The organism is Duganella rhizosphaerae, from assembly GCF_040364205.1.
GTDB classification, from domain to species: domain Bacteria; phylum Pseudomonadota; class Gammaproteobacteria; order Burkholderiales; family Burkholderiaceae_D; genus Rugamonas; species Rugamonas rhizosphaerae.
Genome location: NZ_BPWK01000012.1, coordinates 201,478 through 216,534 on the forward strand (window position 1 = coordinate 201,478; position 15,057 = coordinate 216,534).

17 protein-coding genes are annotated in these 15,057 nt (G+C 63.6%); 7 read left to right on the top strand and 10 right to left on the bottom strand.

Annotated elements, in window-relative coordinates:
- The first annotated feature begins 88 nt into the window (after positions 1–88).
- Both RUGAMON1_RS23535 and RUGAMON1_RS23540 read left to right on the top strand, forming a co-directional pair.
- A complete protein-coding gene (locus RUGAMON1_RS23535) occupies positions 89–769 on the top strand; it encodes a response regulator transcription factor (RefSeq protein ID WP_445232809.1) in 681 nt (226 codons plus the stop codon).
- Positions 766–2,157, top strand: a complete 1,392-nt coding sequence (locus RUGAMON1_RS23540; protein WP_445232810.1) for a sensor histidine kinase — start codon at positions 766–768, stop codon at positions 2,155–2,157. The genes RUGAMON1_RS23535 and RUGAMON1_RS23540 overlap by 4 nt, the downstream gene beginning before the upstream one ends.
- Before the next feature lie 19 nt (positions 2,158–2,176).
- On the opposite strand, the gene RUGAMON1_RS23545 is transcribed toward RUGAMON1_RS23540, so the two are convergent.
- Positions 2,177–2,731, bottom strand: a complete 555-nt coding sequence (locus tag RUGAMON1_RS23545) for a hypothetical protein (protein ID WP_445232811.1) — start codon at positions 2,729–2,731, stop codon at positions 2,177–2,179.
- Complete coding sequence (locus RUGAMON1_RS23550; RefSeq protein ID WP_445232812.1) at positions 2,724–3,224, bottom strand: MauE/DoxX family redox-associated membrane protein; 501 nt, start codon at positions 3,222–3,224, stop codon at positions 2,724–2,726. The genes RUGAMON1_RS23545 and RUGAMON1_RS23550 overlap by 8 nt, the downstream gene beginning before the upstream one ends.
- Before the next feature lie 342 nt (positions 3,225–3,566).
- Between RUGAMON1_RS23550 and groES the strand changes: the two genes are divergently transcribed.
- A complete protein-coding gene (groES, locus tag RUGAMON1_RS23555; protein WP_008451606.1) occupies positions 3,567–3,857 on the top strand; it encodes a co-chaperone GroES in 291 nt (96 codons plus the stop codon).
- 48 nt (positions 3,858–3,905) lie between these two features.
- Positions 3,906–5,552 carry a chaperonin GroEL gene (gene groL / locus RUGAMON1_RS23560; protein WP_445232813.1) on the top strand — a complete coding sequence of 549 codons (1,647 nt, stop codon included), beginning with the start codon at positions 3,906–3,908 and terminating at the stop codon, positions 5,550–5,552.
- Positions 5,553–5,609: 57 nt separating this feature from the next.
- Here the strand turns inward: groL and RUGAMON1_RS23565 are convergent, their stop codons facing one another.
- Positions 5,610–6,254: a hypothetical protein gene (locus RUGAMON1_RS23565; RefSeq protein ID WP_445232814.1), complete on the bottom strand. Its 645-nt coding sequence runs from the start codon at positions 6,252–6,254 to the stop codon at positions 5,610–5,612.
- Positions 6,255–6,417: 163 nt separating this feature from the next.
- On the opposite strand from RUGAMON1_RS23565, the gene RUGAMON1_RS23570 reads away from it, so the two are divergent.
- The gene (locus RUGAMON1_RS23570) at positions 6,418–7,413 is read left to right on the top strand and encodes an OmpA family protein (protein ID WP_445232815.1); all 996 of its coding nucleotides are present in this window, start codon (positions 6,418–6,420) and stop codon (positions 7,411–7,413) included.
- A 5-nt stretch (positions 7,414–7,418) separates the two neighbouring features.
- Here the strand turns inward: RUGAMON1_RS23570 and RUGAMON1_RS23575 are convergent, their stop codons facing one another.
- The 5 genes from RUGAMON1_RS23575 to RUGAMON1_RS23595 form a co-directional block, all read right to left on the bottom strand.
- Positions 7,419–7,844 (bottom strand): DUF7684 family protein, encoded by a 426-nt coding sequence (locus tag RUGAMON1_RS23575; RefSeq protein ID WP_445232816.1) that lies wholly within the window; start codon positions 7,842–7,844, stop codon positions 7,419–7,421.
- 68 nt (positions 7,845–7,912) lie between these two features.
- Positions 7,913–8,893, bottom strand: coding sequence for a glycoside hydrolase family 53 protein (locus RUGAMON1_RS23580; protein ID WP_445232817.1), 981 nt, complete (start codon positions 8,891–8,893; stop codon positions 7,913–7,915).
- A 117-nt stretch (positions 8,894–9,010) separates the two neighbouring features.
- Positions 9,011–9,892: an SMP-30/gluconolactonase/LRE family protein gene (locus tag RUGAMON1_RS23585; RefSeq protein ID WP_445232818.1), complete on the bottom strand. Its 882-nt coding sequence runs from the start codon at positions 9,890–9,892 to the stop codon at positions 9,011–9,013.
- A 56-nt stretch (positions 9,893–9,948) separates the two neighbouring features.
- Positions 9,949–10,572 carry a 2-dehydro-3-deoxy-6-phosphogalactonate aldolase gene (locus RUGAMON1_RS23590; RefSeq protein WP_445232819.1) on the bottom strand — a complete coding sequence of 208 codons (624 nt, stop codon included), beginning with the start codon at positions 10,570–10,572 and terminating at the stop codon, positions 9,949–9,951.
- A 2-nt stretch (positions 10,573–10,574) separates the two neighbouring features.
- Complete coding sequence (locus RUGAMON1_RS23595) at positions 10,575–11,483, bottom strand: 2-dehydro-3-deoxygalactonokinase (RefSeq protein WP_445232820.1); 909 nt, start codon at positions 11,481–11,483, stop codon at positions 10,575–10,577.
- A gap of 183 nt (positions 11,484–11,666) precedes the next feature.
- Between RUGAMON1_RS23595 and RUGAMON1_RS23600 the strand changes: the two genes are divergently transcribed.
- Complete coding sequence (locus tag RUGAMON1_RS23600; protein ID WP_445232821.1) at positions 11,667–12,242, top strand: hypothetical protein; 576 nt, start codon at positions 11,667–11,669, stop codon at positions 12,240–12,242.
- Here RUGAMON1_RS23600 and RUGAMON1_RS23605 read toward each other — a convergent pair.
- Entirely contained in the window at positions 12,239–13,480 is a 1,242-nt protein-coding gene (locus tag RUGAMON1_RS23605; protein WP_445232822.1) for an MFS transporter, read from the bottom strand. The genes RUGAMON1_RS23600 and RUGAMON1_RS23605 overlap by 4 nt on opposite strands.
- Positions 13,481–13,503: 23 nt before the next feature.
- Positions 13,504–14,052: a PadR family transcriptional regulator gene (locus tag RUGAMON1_RS23610; RefSeq protein ID WP_445232823.1), complete on the bottom strand. Its 549-nt coding sequence runs from the start codon at positions 14,050–14,052 to the stop codon at positions 13,504–13,506.
- Positions 14,053–14,192: 140 nt separating this feature from the next.
- Between RUGAMON1_RS23610 and RUGAMON1_RS23615 the strand changes: the two genes are divergently transcribed.
- Complete coding sequence (locus RUGAMON1_RS23615; RefSeq protein ID WP_445232824.1) at positions 14,193–14,936, top strand: MerR family transcriptional regulator; 744 nt, start codon at positions 14,193–14,195, stop codon at positions 14,934–14,936.
- The last annotated feature ends 121 nt before the right edge of the window (positions 14,937–15,057 follow it).

Genomic DNA, 15,057 nt, shown 5'->3' on the forward strand with positions numbered 1-15,057 from the left:
AAATGACAGGATGGCAAACAGAACGATTACAAAGCTGTAATCGAAGGCCAGGATTGACGGCGGGCGGGCCAAGCCGGACAATGCCGCCATGAAAGCGCTTTTAGTAGAAGATGAACAACGAATTGCCAGTTTTGTATGCACTGGCCTGCGCGAGCACGGTTTCCGGGTCGACCATTGCGAAGATGGCAACCTTGGCTATGATTACGCGCTGGCCCGCGACTACGACGTGGTCTTGCTGGACGTGATGGTGCCGGGCCGCGACGGCCTGTCCATCCTCAAGGCCATGCGGCGCGAGGGGCGCAACGTGCCCGTGATCCTGCTGACCGCCCGCAACGAACTGGACGACCGCCTGACCGGCCTCAACCTGGGCGCCGACGATTACCTGGCCAAGCCCTTCTATGTGGAGGAGCTGGTGGCGCGCATCCACGCCCTGCTGCGGCGCGTGAGCGGCGAACGGCAGAACGTGCTGACCCTGGGCCCGCTGCGGCTGGACCGCCTGAGCCGGGTGGCCGAGGTGGACGGCCGCGCCGTCGAGCTGACCGCGCGCGAAATCAACCTGCTGGAATACCTGATGCGTTCGCCGGGCCGGGTGTACACCCGCACCCAGATCCTAGAACATGTGTGGGGCTACGATTTCGAGCCGCAGACCAATATGGTGGACGTCTGCATCCAGCGCCTGCGCAAGAAGCTGGAACTGCCCGACAGCGTGGCCATCGAGGCCGTGCGCGGCGTCGGCTACCGGCTGCGCAAGCCGGACGGCGCGGCGTGAGGGCGCGCTGGCCGCGCCTGCGCTCGTTCCGGCTGCGCATCGCCCTCGGCTCCACCCTCACCGCGCTGGCCGCCATCATTTTGCTGTACGCCATGGCCAGCTACACCATCGTCCACCGCCGCGCCGACATCATCGACCGCATGCTGTCGGCCCACCTGGCCGGCCCCGGTTTCCAGGCCACGCCGCAAGCGCTGTGGCCAGCCACGGACGCCCAGCTCAACGCCAGCTTCAGCGGCTTCGCGCCGGCCGGCGGCAGCGCCGAAGCCTATGCGCTGCTGCTGGTGGAGGACGCCGGCCGCGGCCCGCAATACCGCAGCCCGGCGTGGCAGCGCGTATTCGGCAACGCCAGCCTGCCCTCCGGCCCGGGACTGCACACCGTGACGGGCGCCGGCCAGAGCTGGCGCATCGGCCAGGCCGTGTATGGCTCGGTCACGATCTGGGTGGCGGTCAACCGCAGCCTGTCCGACGCCCAGGTGCGCGCCAGCCTGCTGCGCTTCGCGGCCGCCATCGCGGTGCTGGCCGTGGCCATGGGCGCGCTGGCCTGGTATCTGGCCGGACGGGCGATGCGGCCGGTGGAGCACCTGACCGGCGTCATGGTGCGGCTCAACGCGAGCGAGCTGGACCAACGGGTCTCGGCCGCCGAGGAAGACCTGGAATTCGCCCAGATGGTCAGCGTGTTCAACGCCATGCTGGACCGCCTGCAGCGCAGCTTCCTGCAGGCGGCGCGCTTTTCCGGCGACGCCGCCCATGAGCTGAGGACGCCGCTGACCATCCTCCAGGGCGAGCTGGAACGCAGCTTCGCCCAGGCCGGGGCCGCAGCTGATCCGGTGCTGGAACAGGGCCTGGCCAATATGCTCGATGAGGTAAGGCGGCTGGATAGCATCGTGCGCAAGCTGCTGTTGCTGGCGCGGGCCGACGCCGGCCAGCTGGCCATCCCCATGTGCCCGCTCGACCTGCGGCCGACCCTGGACGAACTGGCCGAGGACATCGGCCTGCTCGATGACGAACGCGCGGTGCGGCTGGACCTGCCGGACCGCATCGCCGTGCGCGGCGACGCCGAGCTGCTGTGCCAGGTGTTGCAAAACCTGGTCAGCAACGCCGTCAAATATGGCTTGCCGGGCGGCTGGATCGCGCTGTCGGCCCGGCACCAGGACGAACAATGGCGCATCGACGTCGGCAATGCATCGAACGGCATCGCCGCCGAACACCGGCACCGGCTGTTCGACCGCTTCTACCGGGCCGACCAGGCCCACCAGCGCCGCGTGCCGGGGGTCGGGTTGGGTCTGTCGCTGGCGCGCGACATCGCCATCGCCCACGGCGGCAGCCTGGACCTGGCCGAGGCGGAGCCGGGCCGGGTGCGCTTCCGGTTGACACTGCCCGCGGCCTGAGCCCTGGCGGCGAACGCGGTCAGGCCGGCAGCGGCGCCTCGTTGCTGTCGGCCAGCTGAGCCCGCAAGTCCTGCCAATTGTCGTCGCCGATCATGCCGGACGCTTCCAACACGCCGTCATGGCCGACCATCAGATAGGCCGGCGAGGCCATCATGGCGTTCAGCAGCCGGTAGTCGCGCAGCGTCACCCGCAGCACCCGCGACAGCGGGAAGGCGCCGCCCAGGAACTGGCGCACGCGCCAGCCCGGCTCATGGCTGACGATCCAGATCGCCAGCCCGGCTTGCTCGGCCTGCGGCAGCATCTGGCCGATCTCGGCCAGCTTGGTTTTGCACTTGGGGCATTTGCTCGACAAGAACAGCAGCGCCGAAGCCTGGCCGCTGGCGCTCAACCCATGTGTTGCGCCGCCGGCCAAGACACGCGCCGGCACCTGCGGCACCGGCTCGCCTGGCCGCAGCGGTTCCGGCGTTTCGCGCTCGCGCCGACTCGTTTGCAGCACCGACAGCGTCAGCTTGAGGTTGAGCGCCAAGCCGCAAGCGAGCAACGCCAGGGTGAGATAGAGTATCTGGCTATCCATCGCCGGGGCTCAATAAGTGGACGATTTCATGGAAGTGGACCGCGATCACGCACACCAGCAAGCCCAGCGAGGCCGCCAGCAGCGCGGCGTGCAGCGGCAGCGCCGCGCCGGCCGGCAGCATCAGGCCGGCGCCAATCGCCGCGATGACCAGCCCATTGCGCAGCAGGTCCAGGCCGGACAGGGAACGCTCCGCCTCGCCGAAGCAGCTGCAGCGCACCACGCTTTGCGTAGAGAACTTGTACCCGACCAGCGCCGTGAACCCGCACAACATCAGCAGCGCGGCCAGCAAGCCGGTGCGCGCCAGGCCACCGAGCAGCAGCGCGGCCACCGCCAACTCCGCCACCGGAATCGCCGGCGCCACCAGCGCGCGCAACGCCGGGCCCATGCCGAACAGGCTGGCCAGATTGTCGCGGAAGCCGGCCAGGTCGCGCAGCTTGGCCGTGGCGGCGGCCAGCATCAGCAGGGCGACGAAATAGCGCAGGATCTCACTCATGAATTGGTCAACGTTCATCGCGGCCAACGCTCCACAGTCCAGTTTTGCGAGTAAGACTGTCGAAAAGTCTCTGTTTGCATCTTGGCAATAGTAGGAGTTTGCATAAACATTGTCAACTTCAATACCAAATAAGAAAACATTCCATTTAAGGCACATATCTGCGTCATTTTTGCGCTTATTTGCACACACACCAACCTTGCGTCTTGAAATACGGCAGGGTCGTCCCTATAATTGGCACTCGTTCCAAGGGAGTGCTAACAGCGCTCTCGGCCAAACTTTCCGCCTCAGCAACCTTGTTGGTGTGGCAACAAACTGTACCATTGTTAATTTAAGGAGTTTTGTATGAACCTTCGCCCTTTGAACGATCGCGTAATCGTCAAACGCCTCGACCAGGAAACCAAAACTGCGTCCGGCCTGATCATCCCTGATGCGGCTGCTGAAAAACCGGATCAAGGCGAAGTACTCGCCGTCGGCAATGGCAAGATTCTGGAAGATGGCAAAGTCCGTCCGCTGGATGTCAAGGTAGGCGACCGCGTCCTGTTCGGCAAATACGCCGGCCAAACCGTCAAAGTCGACGGCCAGGAACTGATGGTCATGCGCGAAGAAGACATCATGGCAATCGTCGTCAAGTAATTGACACGCACGTTTGCAATCGTACTCACCTAATTCTGGAGAAACAACATGGCAGCTAAAGAAGTAATTTTCGGCGACGCAGCGCGCGCCAAAATGGTTGAAGGCGTCAACATCCTGGCCAACGCGGTCAAAGTCACGCTGGGCCCTAAAGGCCGTAACGTGGTGCTGGAACGTTCGTTCGGCGCCCCTACCGTCACCAAGGACGGCGTGTCGGTCGCTAAAGAAGTCGAACTGAAAGACAAGCTGCAGAACATGGGCGCGCAAATGGTCAAGGAAGTTGCTTCCCGCACCAGCGACAACGCCGGCGACGGCACCACCACCGCCACCGTGCTGGCCCAGGCCATCGTGCGCGAAGGCATGAAGTTCGTTGCCGCCGGCATGAACCCGATGGACCTGAAGCGCGGCATCGACAAGGCAGTTGCTGCCACCGTCGAGCAGATCGCCATCATCGCCCGTCCATGCACCACCACCAAGGAAATCGCCCAGGTTGGTTCGATCTCCGCCAACTCGGATTCGTCGATCGGCGACCGCATCGCTGAAGCGATGGCAAAAGTCGGCAAGGAAGGCGTCATCACCGTGGAAGACGGCAAGTCGCTGAACGACGAGCTGGACATCGTTGAAGGTATGCAGTTCGACCGCGGCTACCTGTCGCCATACTTCATCAACAACCAAGAGAAGCAAGTCGCTATACTGGACAATCCATTCGTCCTGCTGTGCGACAAGAAAATCTCGAACATCCGCGATCTGCTGCCGGTACTGGAACAAGTCGCCAAAGCCGGCCGTCCACTGCTGATCATCGCCGAAGACATCGAAGGCGAAGCGCTGGCGACCCTGGTTGTGAACAACATCCGCGGCATCCTGAAAACCTGCGCAGTCAAAGCCCCAGGCTTCGGCGACCGTCGCAAGGCCATGCTGGAAGACATCGCGATCCTGACCGGCGGTCAAGTGGTTGCTGAAGAAGTCGGCATGACCCTGGAAAAAATCTCGCTGGAAGAGCTGGGCCAGGCCAAGCGCATCGAAATCGGCAAGGAAAACACCATCATCATCGACGGTGCCGGCCAAGCTGAAAGCATCGAAGGCCGCGTCAAGCAAATCCGCGTGCAGATCGAAGAAGCGACCTCGGACTACGACCGTGAAAAACTGCAAGAACGCGTGGCCAAGCTGGCCGGCGGCGTTGCAGTGATCAAAGTCGGTGCAGCCACCGAAGTTGAAATGAAAGAGAAAAAAGCCCGCGTTGAAGATGCACTGCACGCTACCCGCGCTGCCGTGGAAGAAGGCATCGTGCCAGGCGGCGGCGTAGCCCTGCTGCGCGCCCGCGCTTCGATCACCGTCAAAGGCGACAACCCGGACCAGGACGCAGGCATCAAGATCGTTCTGCGCGCCATGGAAGAGCCACTGCGCATGATCGTGCAAAACGCCGGCGAAGAAGCTTCGGTGGTGGTTGCTGCGGTTCTGGCTGGCAAAGGTAACTACGGTTACAACGCCGCCAACGGCACCTACGGCGACATGGTTGAAATGGGCGTTCTGGATCCAGCTAAAGTCACCCGTTCGGCACTGCAAAACGCAGCATCGATCGCCGGCCTGATGCTGACCACCGACTGCATGATCGCTGAAGTCAGCGACGACAAAGCAGCCGGCGGCATGGGCGGCATGGGTGGTATGGGCGGCATGGGCGGCATGGACGGCATGATGTAATTGCCGGCATAAGCCTCGCTGTACAGAAAAGCCAGCTTCTTCGGAAGCTGGCTTTTTTTATTTGCAGACCGCAGTCACGTTGATGAAATCGACAAAACCGGGGCCGTTGCTATTGCTGCCCTCGTTGTTCGTCAACGTGCAGGTCTGGCCTGACGGATTGCTCGCCACCGTCACCTTGTAACTGGCGCCTGGAACAACCAGCGGAGAATAGTTCTGCGCGAACACGCTCAAGCCGTTGTTGCTGACGCTCAGCTGATTGCCTTGGGCATCGGCGAAACTGACGGTGCCGCCTGTAGCCAGTCCCGACACCGTTACGCCCACCTTGTACGTCGACAATGCGACCGCAGCGATATTGCACGTCACCGTAACAGCGCGGATATCGACCGCGTCCGGCAACATCGTGCCCGTGCCGTTCGCGACGGTGCACGCCCGGCCGTTCGGGTTGGCGAGCACGGTGACGTTATACGGGGCGTTCGATGCCACCGGATTGGCGAACTGAAAATGATTATTGCCTGTCACTGCGATGATTTCAGTGCCGTTATTTACCAGCAGTACAGTGTTGTTGGGCGCCATGCCATAGGTATCGCCCGCAATAGTCGCCGATGTATGTGGCGTATAGCGGTAATCGAGTAGCCCACCGCCGCCGCCACAGCCAGCCATGCCCAACGTCAGCAGCAGCGTGATTGCCTTGAGTTTATCCATGATATCTCGCAGAAGAGTATGTCTGCTAGAAATAATATCATTTAATAAACATAAGAAATACGCCAATTGTCACGGGCAGCCGCACGATTGAACCGACAAGATTGATGAAAAAACAAACTATCCCTACAATCGACCTTCCTTCACTCTTTCGAACTGGACTGATATGCGCGCCTATCGCTTTCTTCCCTTGCTGCTGTGCGCCGGACTGGCGCAGGCCCAGATGCCGGCCCAGGACACCGTCAAGGGCGGCAAGGACCATCCGCTGCTGTCGCGCTTTGAAGGGTCGAAGATGGTCGGCTACGGTCTCAAGGAATTTGACGAGGTGATGCTGCCCGCCGGCAAACGCGTCGAGAACAAGAACGGCCAGATGGCGTTCGACAGCACGCTACTGTTGGAAGGAAAATACACCCGCATGGCCTATAACTTCCCGCGCGAACGCTCGGCGCTGGAGGTGATGCGCAACTACCAGGCGGCGCTGGAAAAGGCCGGCCTGAAAACCGTGTTCGCCTGCGCCAAGGATACTTGCGGCAACAACTTCGGCGAGTTCTTCCTCGATAAACGTGTCGGCAACCATTTCATCCAGGGTGCCGAAGCCAGCTCCGATCCGTTCAACTACGGCCGCAACGACGAGCGCTACCTTCTGGCCAAAGGCACGCGCCCGGACGGGTCGCTGGTCCACGTGGGCGTGTATTCGGTGGCGCCGGTGCAGGACAAGCTGGGCGGCATCTACGTCGAGATCGTCGAAGCCAAGGCGATGGAAGGCGGCAAGGTGTCGGTCAACCTGAACGCGGCGGACATGGCCAAGGGCATCGCGGCCGACGGCAAGGTGGCCGTGTACGGCGTCTTCTTCGACACCGACAAGACCGACGTCAAGCCGGAGTCCAAGGCCGCGCTGGCCGAGATGGCCAAGCTGCTGCAACAGGACGGCAAACTGAAGCTGTACGTGGTCGGCCATACGGACAGCCAGGGCGCGCTGGCGCACAACCTGGAGCTGTCGCAGAAACGGGCGGAGTCGGTGATCAAGGTGCTGGCGGCGGACTACAAGGTCGACGCCAAGCGGCTCAGCGCCAAGGGCGTGGCCTCCTACGCGCCGGCGGCCTCGAACGATGCTGAGGCCGGACGCGAGAAGAATCGCCGGGTCGAGCTGGTCAAACAATAAGCCAATCAGGCGTCGCGGTACTCCGCTTCCAGCTCCTCGCGGCGCGGGGTGTCGGCGATGTGCAGGATCAGCGTCTCGCGCAGCTCGTGCGCGGGATGCGCGGCGCGGTGCTTGGCGAACCAGAACGCTTCGCTCAGCTCTTCATCCTCGTGCGCGGTGGTGATCAGCAACTGTTCGTCCGGCACGTCTTCGTAGTTGACCGCTTCCAGGCTGGCGTCTTCAATCGCTTCGCGCCAGGCCTCGCACTCCTTGCCCCACGCCAGCGCCAGCGCGCAGCCGGACTCCACCAGCCAGCGGCTGGTTTCCCACATCGTCATCTCCGCCACGTCGGCCTCGACCACCAGCACGGCTTTGAAGTGCGACAGGCCTTCCAGCGCGGGAAGATCGCTGTCCGGGGAAAGGTGTAGATAACGGATGACTGGCTTCTGCATGATGGGACCATAAAAAACGAATCCCGGATTTTAACAGGGAGGAGCGCGGCCCTCCCTGCCCTCAGTACTTAAAACGGATCAAGCGCGATGGTGAACTTGCCGCTCGCATCGAGCGCGCCCATCGTATAGCCCTGCCAGCCCGGATACGCCTGCGGTTCCCAGTAGAACACGCCCAGGCCGTTCGAGCCCAAGGCCTTGGTCTTGGTCAGCAGGTCGGCCAGCATGGCTTTGCTGGTGGCGGCCTGGGTCCAGTCCAGCCCCACTTCCGTCACCATCACCGGCTTGGCGTAGCGCGACACCATGTCCCACATATTGGTCGAGATCTTGTTGTTGTAGTTGGCCCAGTCCGACGCCGGCGGATAGTGCGACATGCCGATCACGTCCCACTTGGCGCCCGCGCTCTTGACGCCGTCGAAGAACCAGCGGAACACCGCGTTGTCGTAGCCGTTGGCCAGGTGCAGGATCACCTTGGCGTCTGGGTAGACCGCCTTGGTGGCGTTGTAGCCGCTGTTGATCAGCCCGGCCAGGTTGGCGAAGCTGGTGGTCTTCCCTTCCGGCCACAGCATGCCGCTGTTGATCTCGTTGCCGACCTGTACCCACTCGACCGTGATGCCATTGGTCTTCAGGTAGCTGAGGATGCCCTGCGTGTGGCTGTAGACGTCGTTGTTGAGCTGCGCCAGCGTGTGGCCGGCCCAGGCGGCGGGCTTGGTCTGCTGGCCGGGATCGGCCCAGCCGTCGCTGTAGTGGAAGTCGATCAGGATGCGCTGGCCTTGCGCGGCGGCGCGCTTGGCTTTGTACAGCACGTCGGCGCCGTTGTTCCAGCCTCCGCTGGGATTGACCCACACGCGCAGCCGGATCGAGTTCACCTGCAAGTTCTTCAACAGCACAAACGGATCGGTCTTGACGCCGCTGCTGTTGTAGAACGAATAGCCGCTGGACTCCTGCTGGCTGACCCAGCCGACATCGGCGCCGTTGGCGAAGGTGGCGCACCGCGCACCCAGGCTGAACGCCAGGCCGCAGACTGCGAACAGCAAATGCTTGAGCTTCATGATTTTGTCTCCAGTTTTTTATAGTTTGAATGACACTCACTGCCGACCACGTGTGCGCACCTCCCCCTGCCGCGTCGCGCGGCTTCTCAAAAAAACGGATGACGATGAGTGCTGCCGCTAGCCGAAGCGCGCGGCCGGCAAGCCGGCCACGTCCAGGCGCACGGCGAACAGGCCGCCGGTCAGCGGGAACTCCTTCAGCTGCTCCGGCGTATTGCCCTCGCAGGCGGTGGTGATGTACAGCGTCTTCAGGTCGGCGCCGCCGAAGGTGCACGAGGCGGGATGGAGGGCCGGCACATGGATGGTGTCCAGCAGTACGCCATCGGCCGAGTAGCGGCAGACGCGGGCGCCGCCCCACTGCGCGATCCAGACGCAGCCTTCGCTGTCGACCGTCATGCCGTCCGGCGAACCTTCGCCGTCGCCGAACTGGCGCCACAGGCGGCGCTCGCCCAGCGTGCCGTCGGCCGCCAGCGGATAGGTGTAGGTGCGGCCTTCAAAGCTGTCGGTGTGGTACATGGTGGCGCCGTCCAGGCTGAAGGCCGGGCCGTTGCAGATGTGGTAGTCCTGGTCGGCCACCGTCAGCGACAGGTCGGTATCGAGCCGGAACAGGCGGCCGATGGTCTGCTCGTAATCGGTGTTGTGCATGGAGCCGGCCCACAGGCGGCCGGCGCTGTCGACCTTGGCGTCGTTCATGCGCTCGGCGCTGCCGGCCGCGAACGGACGCGCCAGGTACTCGATGCGCAGCTCCGGCTCCAGCCATACGCGGGCGATGCCGTCGCGCAGGCCGGCCATGAAACCGTCGCCGTCGCGGCGCGCCACCAGCCAGCAGATGTAGTCGGGCATGGTCCAGCTGCGGCGTTCGCCACTGCCCGCATCCAGCGCGTGCAGCATCCGGTTTTTCAGGTCGACGAAATACAGGCGATTTTGCTCCGCCATCCACAGCGGACCTTCGCCCAGTTCAGCGCCGGCTTCCCAGATACATTGCACGTCATGCTTGCTCATCAGTTTCACTCCGAGTGTCGAATCCGCCATCATAAAGCTTAAGCGGCTTAAGCGGCTTAAGCGTTCAAAGCAGCGCGCCACTTGCTCACATAGGCCGCTGCGCGTTGGCCCAGTTCCTCCAGGCCGACGCCCGGCGTGTACAACTGGCCGCCGATGCCGAAGCCGGTGGCGCCGGCGCGCACCCAGCCTTCCATATTGTCGGGCGTGATGCCGCCGACCGGCCACATCGGCGTGCCGGCGGGCACGACGCTGTTAAACGCCTTCAGGCCGTTGTGGCCAACCATATCGGCCGGGAACAGTTTCAGCGCATGGGCGCCGGCGTCCAGCGCGGCGAACGCCTCGGTCGGCGTGGCGACGCCGGGCGCGCAGTACATGCCCAGGTCGGCCGCGCGGCGGATCACGGCCGGATTGCAGTTCGGCGACACCAGCAGGCGTCCGCCCGCTTCGTACACGGCCTCGACGTGGCCGACGTTGAGCATGGTGCCGCCGCCGACCAGCGTATCGGGCAACTGCTCCCGGACCAGCGCGGCGATGCATTCGATGGCGCCGGGACGGTTGAGCGGCACTTCCAGCGCGCGGAAGCCGGCCTGGTGCAGCACCTTGCCGACCGCGACCGCCTCCGCAGGATTCAAGCCGCGCAGGATGGCGACCAAAGGAACGGTTGGGTGGGATGGAGTCATGTTCAAGCCTGGTGATTGAATTGGGAAATCGCGGCGCAGTACACGCGATGCGGATCGAGCACGTCGCACTGCAGACCGAAATGCGAGGCGGCCACGGCGTAGCGGGCCGCCAGCGCCGTCGAGCCGATGACGGTGATGCCGGCCGCGCCGCCCACCTCGGCCAGCGCGCGCGTGGCGGCGGCAAACTCGGCGCCGATCAGCAGGCCGCTGACCACGGCCGGCGCCTGCGCCATCGGCGCGCTGCGCGAGACCACGCCGGCACGCACGCGGAACAGGGTATTCGACAACGGCTCGTTCAGGGCGGCCTGGTTCAGGCCGACGGCGTAGCCCTCGGCATCCGAGGCGTCGCCGCCCATCATGGACGACAAGGTGCCGCGCGCCGACAACATGGCGTACAGCTCGCCGGTCATGTAGGTGGACAGCGACTGGATCACGCCGTCGCGCAGCAGCACCCATTTGCTGTGGGTGCCGGGCAGCACCAGCCAGCCGTCGCGATGGCCGAGCGCCACCGCGCCCAGCAGCTGGGTCTCCTCGCCGCGCATGACGTCGACGGCGCCGCCGTTGCGGTAGCAATAGCCGGGGACGATGCGGCAGCGGCCGGCCCAGTCGGCGTCGGTCACCGGCGCCAGGTGTTGCGGCAGGCGCTGCAAGGGCACGCTGCTGTCGAGGTAATTGACTTCCTGCCATCCGGAGGCGCTGCCGACCATGCCGGACATGATCACCGGCACATCGGGGGCGATGCCGATGGCGTCGAGCAGGCCGGCCAGCGAGTCGCCGAAGCGCTCGCGTGCGCCGACCGCCAGCATGCCCTGGTCATCCTCGTGTTCGGCCAGGCAGGCGCCATGTTGATCGATCAGATAGGCGCGACGGTTGCTCGTGCCCCAGTCTATGCCCAGTATATTTTTGTCCACTACGATATCCCTTTGACGACGCTGCCGCCATGGTACGAAAAAGACCGCCGCGGCTCCAATGAATTATCTCGCGGGAGTAATATCAAAATGGTATAGCGTAGGCCTGTTCAGGCCGGTAAAAGTTGCCCCTTGGATGCCTTTGGTTTAGTATGACCGCAACCAACAATCCAGGCATCCCCGTTTATGGAATCTCGCACCCCGTCCACCCGAAATCTGTTCATTGCAGGCGCCGTCGCCGGTGTGTTGCTGCTGGGCGGGGGTGTCTATTTCGCCAACATGACGCCGGCCGAATCGCAGGTCTTGCCGGCCCATGCCACGCTGCCGGCCAAGGCCAGCGGCCCGGCGTCGGCCCCGGCGTCCGCCAGCGCGACGGCAGCGCCGCGCGCGGCCGTCAACGTGGCGCCGTCGGCACCGGCCGAAGTCCAGCACCTGCGCAGCAAGGAACAGGCCGCGGCAGCGCTGATGGCGCTGCCGGAACTGCAAGCCTGGTCGGCCATCGTGGAAAAGAATTCGGGCGGGAAATCGCACGGGGCCTTGATCGAGTACGACCCGACCCCGCGCAAGCTGAACGGCAAGAACTACTGGCAGTTCAGCTTTGTGGAAAACAGCAGCGATGCGGCGCAGCGCTGGGAGAGCTTCCTGGTGTCGTCGAGCGACGAGGAAATCCTGGTGGAAGACGCCAGCACCGACGAAGTCATCAGCCTGGCGCGCTGGCGCCGTGAAAAACACCCCGCCAAGCGCACCAGCATCGACGGCTAAGCCGCCGCCCGCACCGGCGCGGCCTTCGCGGCTGCGCCCACCTGCCCTATCCACAGCACTGAGAACAAGGTCAGCCCGGAAGCGATCCAGCCGTTCAGGCCGTAGCCGACGATATGGCCGGCCGCGTCGGTGTGCAGCATCAAACCTCCCAGCAGCGCGCCCACGCCGCTGCCCACTTGCTGGATCGCCGAGTTGGAGCTGAGGAAGGCGCCGCGCTTGACCGGTTCCGGCACCGTCGTCATCAAGGCCTGCAGCGGGATGTTGCGGCCCGACAGAGCCATCATGAAGAACGGGAAGAACAGGATCACCGCCGCCAGCGGGATCACGGGCATGTGCGTCATGAACATCATCGGCAGGATCGAGAACAGCGCGATGGTGCGGTACACGCGCTGGGCGCCGACGCGGTCCGACCATTTGCCGATCATGCGCGCGCTGAACAGCGTGGCCACGCCGCCGGCCAGGTAGACAAAGGTGATTTCCGCCGGCTGCACGCCGATGTTCTCCACCAGCACCGGCGAGATGAAGGGGATCACCAGCATGCCCGTCAGCATGTTCACGCCCGACAGCAGGAAGGCCTTCAGATGGCCGCGCACGCGGTACAGGCCGATCAGATTGGGCAACACCTCCGACAGCGGCACGCGGCGCGTCAAATGGCCGTTCAGCGTTGGCAGCACGCGCCAGGCGGCGAACCAGATCAGCAGCGAAAACACCACCAGCAGATAGAATGGCGAGGCCCAGCCGAAGTGCGCGGCCAGCATCACGCCGGTCGGCACGCCGGCCACGGCGGCCAGGCTGAACGAGGTCATCACGATGCCGGTGGCGGCGCCGCGGCGCTCGGCCGGGATCAGGTCGCCGATGATCGCCATGATGATCGAGGCCAGCACGCCGCCGGTCAGGCCGGCAAAGGCGCGCGACAGCACCAGCACGTGGAAGGTGGGCGCCAGCGCGCAGGCCAGGTTGGACAAGGTGAACAGCGCGAACATCGCCAGCAGCAAGCGCTTGCGGTCGAAGCGGTCGATATACATCGAGGCCAGCAGGCCGGACAGGCCGGCGCACCAGGCGTAGGCCGACACCGCGCCGGACACGGCCGCCGGCTCGATGGAGAAGGCGCGCATCAGTTGCGGCGCCAGCGGCATCATCACCATGAAGTCCATGATGACGGTGAACTGGGTCAGCGCCAAGAGCCAGAGCACGATGCGCTCGCGCGCCGGCGGCAGCGGTAGGGTGATTGTTGTCATAGGATTGCCGGGGTCCGTTTGGATTAGTCCAGTTGCTTCACGTCGCTGACCGCGCGCTGCAGGATGGTGCGGATCTGGGCGGCGCGTTCGTCGCTGGCGCCGGGGCCGTGGGCTTTGTCGATCACGGCGGCCTTCAGCTCATGCATCATCATGCGCAGGTCGACACGCCCCTCGGACGGCTCGTTCAGGCGCGCCAGGATGACGTCGACGAACTGGCGGTTCTCGGCCAGGAACGCCAGGCCTTCGGGCGTAATGGTGTGCAGTTTCTTGTTGCCGTCGGTCGTGGCCGAGACATGTCCCATATCGAGCAGCAAGGACAGCAGCGGGTAAATGGCGCCGGGGCTGGGCGTGTAGCCGCCGCCGGACAGCTGTTCGAGCTCCTTGATGATCTCGTAGCCGTGACGCGGTTTGTCGGCGATCAGGTGCAGCACGACATAGCGCATGGCGCCGGCGTCGAACATCTTCGGCCCGCGGCCGCGGCCGCCGCCGCCGCCGCCGCCGCCGCCGCGATGATGGTGATGGTCGCCATGCATGGCGTGATGACGGTGTTGGTGATGTAAAAATCTAAACATTTTTGAACTCCTTACGATATAACAAGTTAAGATATAACTTATTGAGATATATCTTAACTTGTTTACAGAAGAGTTCAAGGACTTTTTTTACTATAATTTGCGCTTGACCTTCACGCCACGTCAGAGTTCAAGCTGCTCCCATGCTCACAGTAAAACAACTTTCCAAGCTGACCGGCGTCACCACCCGGACCCTGCACTATTACGACGAGATCGGCTTGTTGAAGCCTACGCGCGTCGGCGACAACGGTTATCGCTATTACGGCGAGGCCGCGCAGTTGCGGTTGCAGCAGATCCTGTTCTACCGGGAGCTGGACGTGCCGCTGGCGGAGGTCCGCAAGCTGATGGAGCGTGACGATTTCGACGTCATGGCCGCCCTGCTCAGTCACAAGGAAGCGTTGCGCAACCAGGCCGAGCGGCTGCAGGGGCTGATCGCGACTGTGGACAACACCATCCTCCACCTACAAGGGAAGCAGATCATGAGCAGCGAAGGTTTATTTTCCGGCTTGAACAAGCCGCAGCAACAGGCATACGCCGAGGAAGCGGAACAGCGCTACGACGCCGCCACGGTCAGGGCATCCACCAAGCAATGGGGCGCTTACAGCAAGGCCAGGCAGGACGCCATCATGGCGGAAGGGAATACGGTTTATACCGATATGGTCGCGGCCATGCCGCAGGGAGCGGACAGCGCGGCGGTGCAGGCGATCGTGCAGCGCTGGCGCGACCATCTGGAATATTTCTGGGTGCCGCAGGTGGAGCAGCTGACCAGCCTGGCCGCCACCTACTCCGAAGACGCCCGCTTCAAAGCCAACTTCGACAAGATCCACCCCGACTTGGCGACCTTCATGCTGCAAGCGGTGCAGCACTACGTCCGGGGTCAGGTCTGACATTCTACGTCCGGGGTCAGATACCGTCTTGAATGACAAGCCCTTTCGATAGGTAATTGGGATCGAAAGGCTTGTCATTGTGTATCACCCCATAAATTAAGTGGGCCAGTTTGTGCATAAC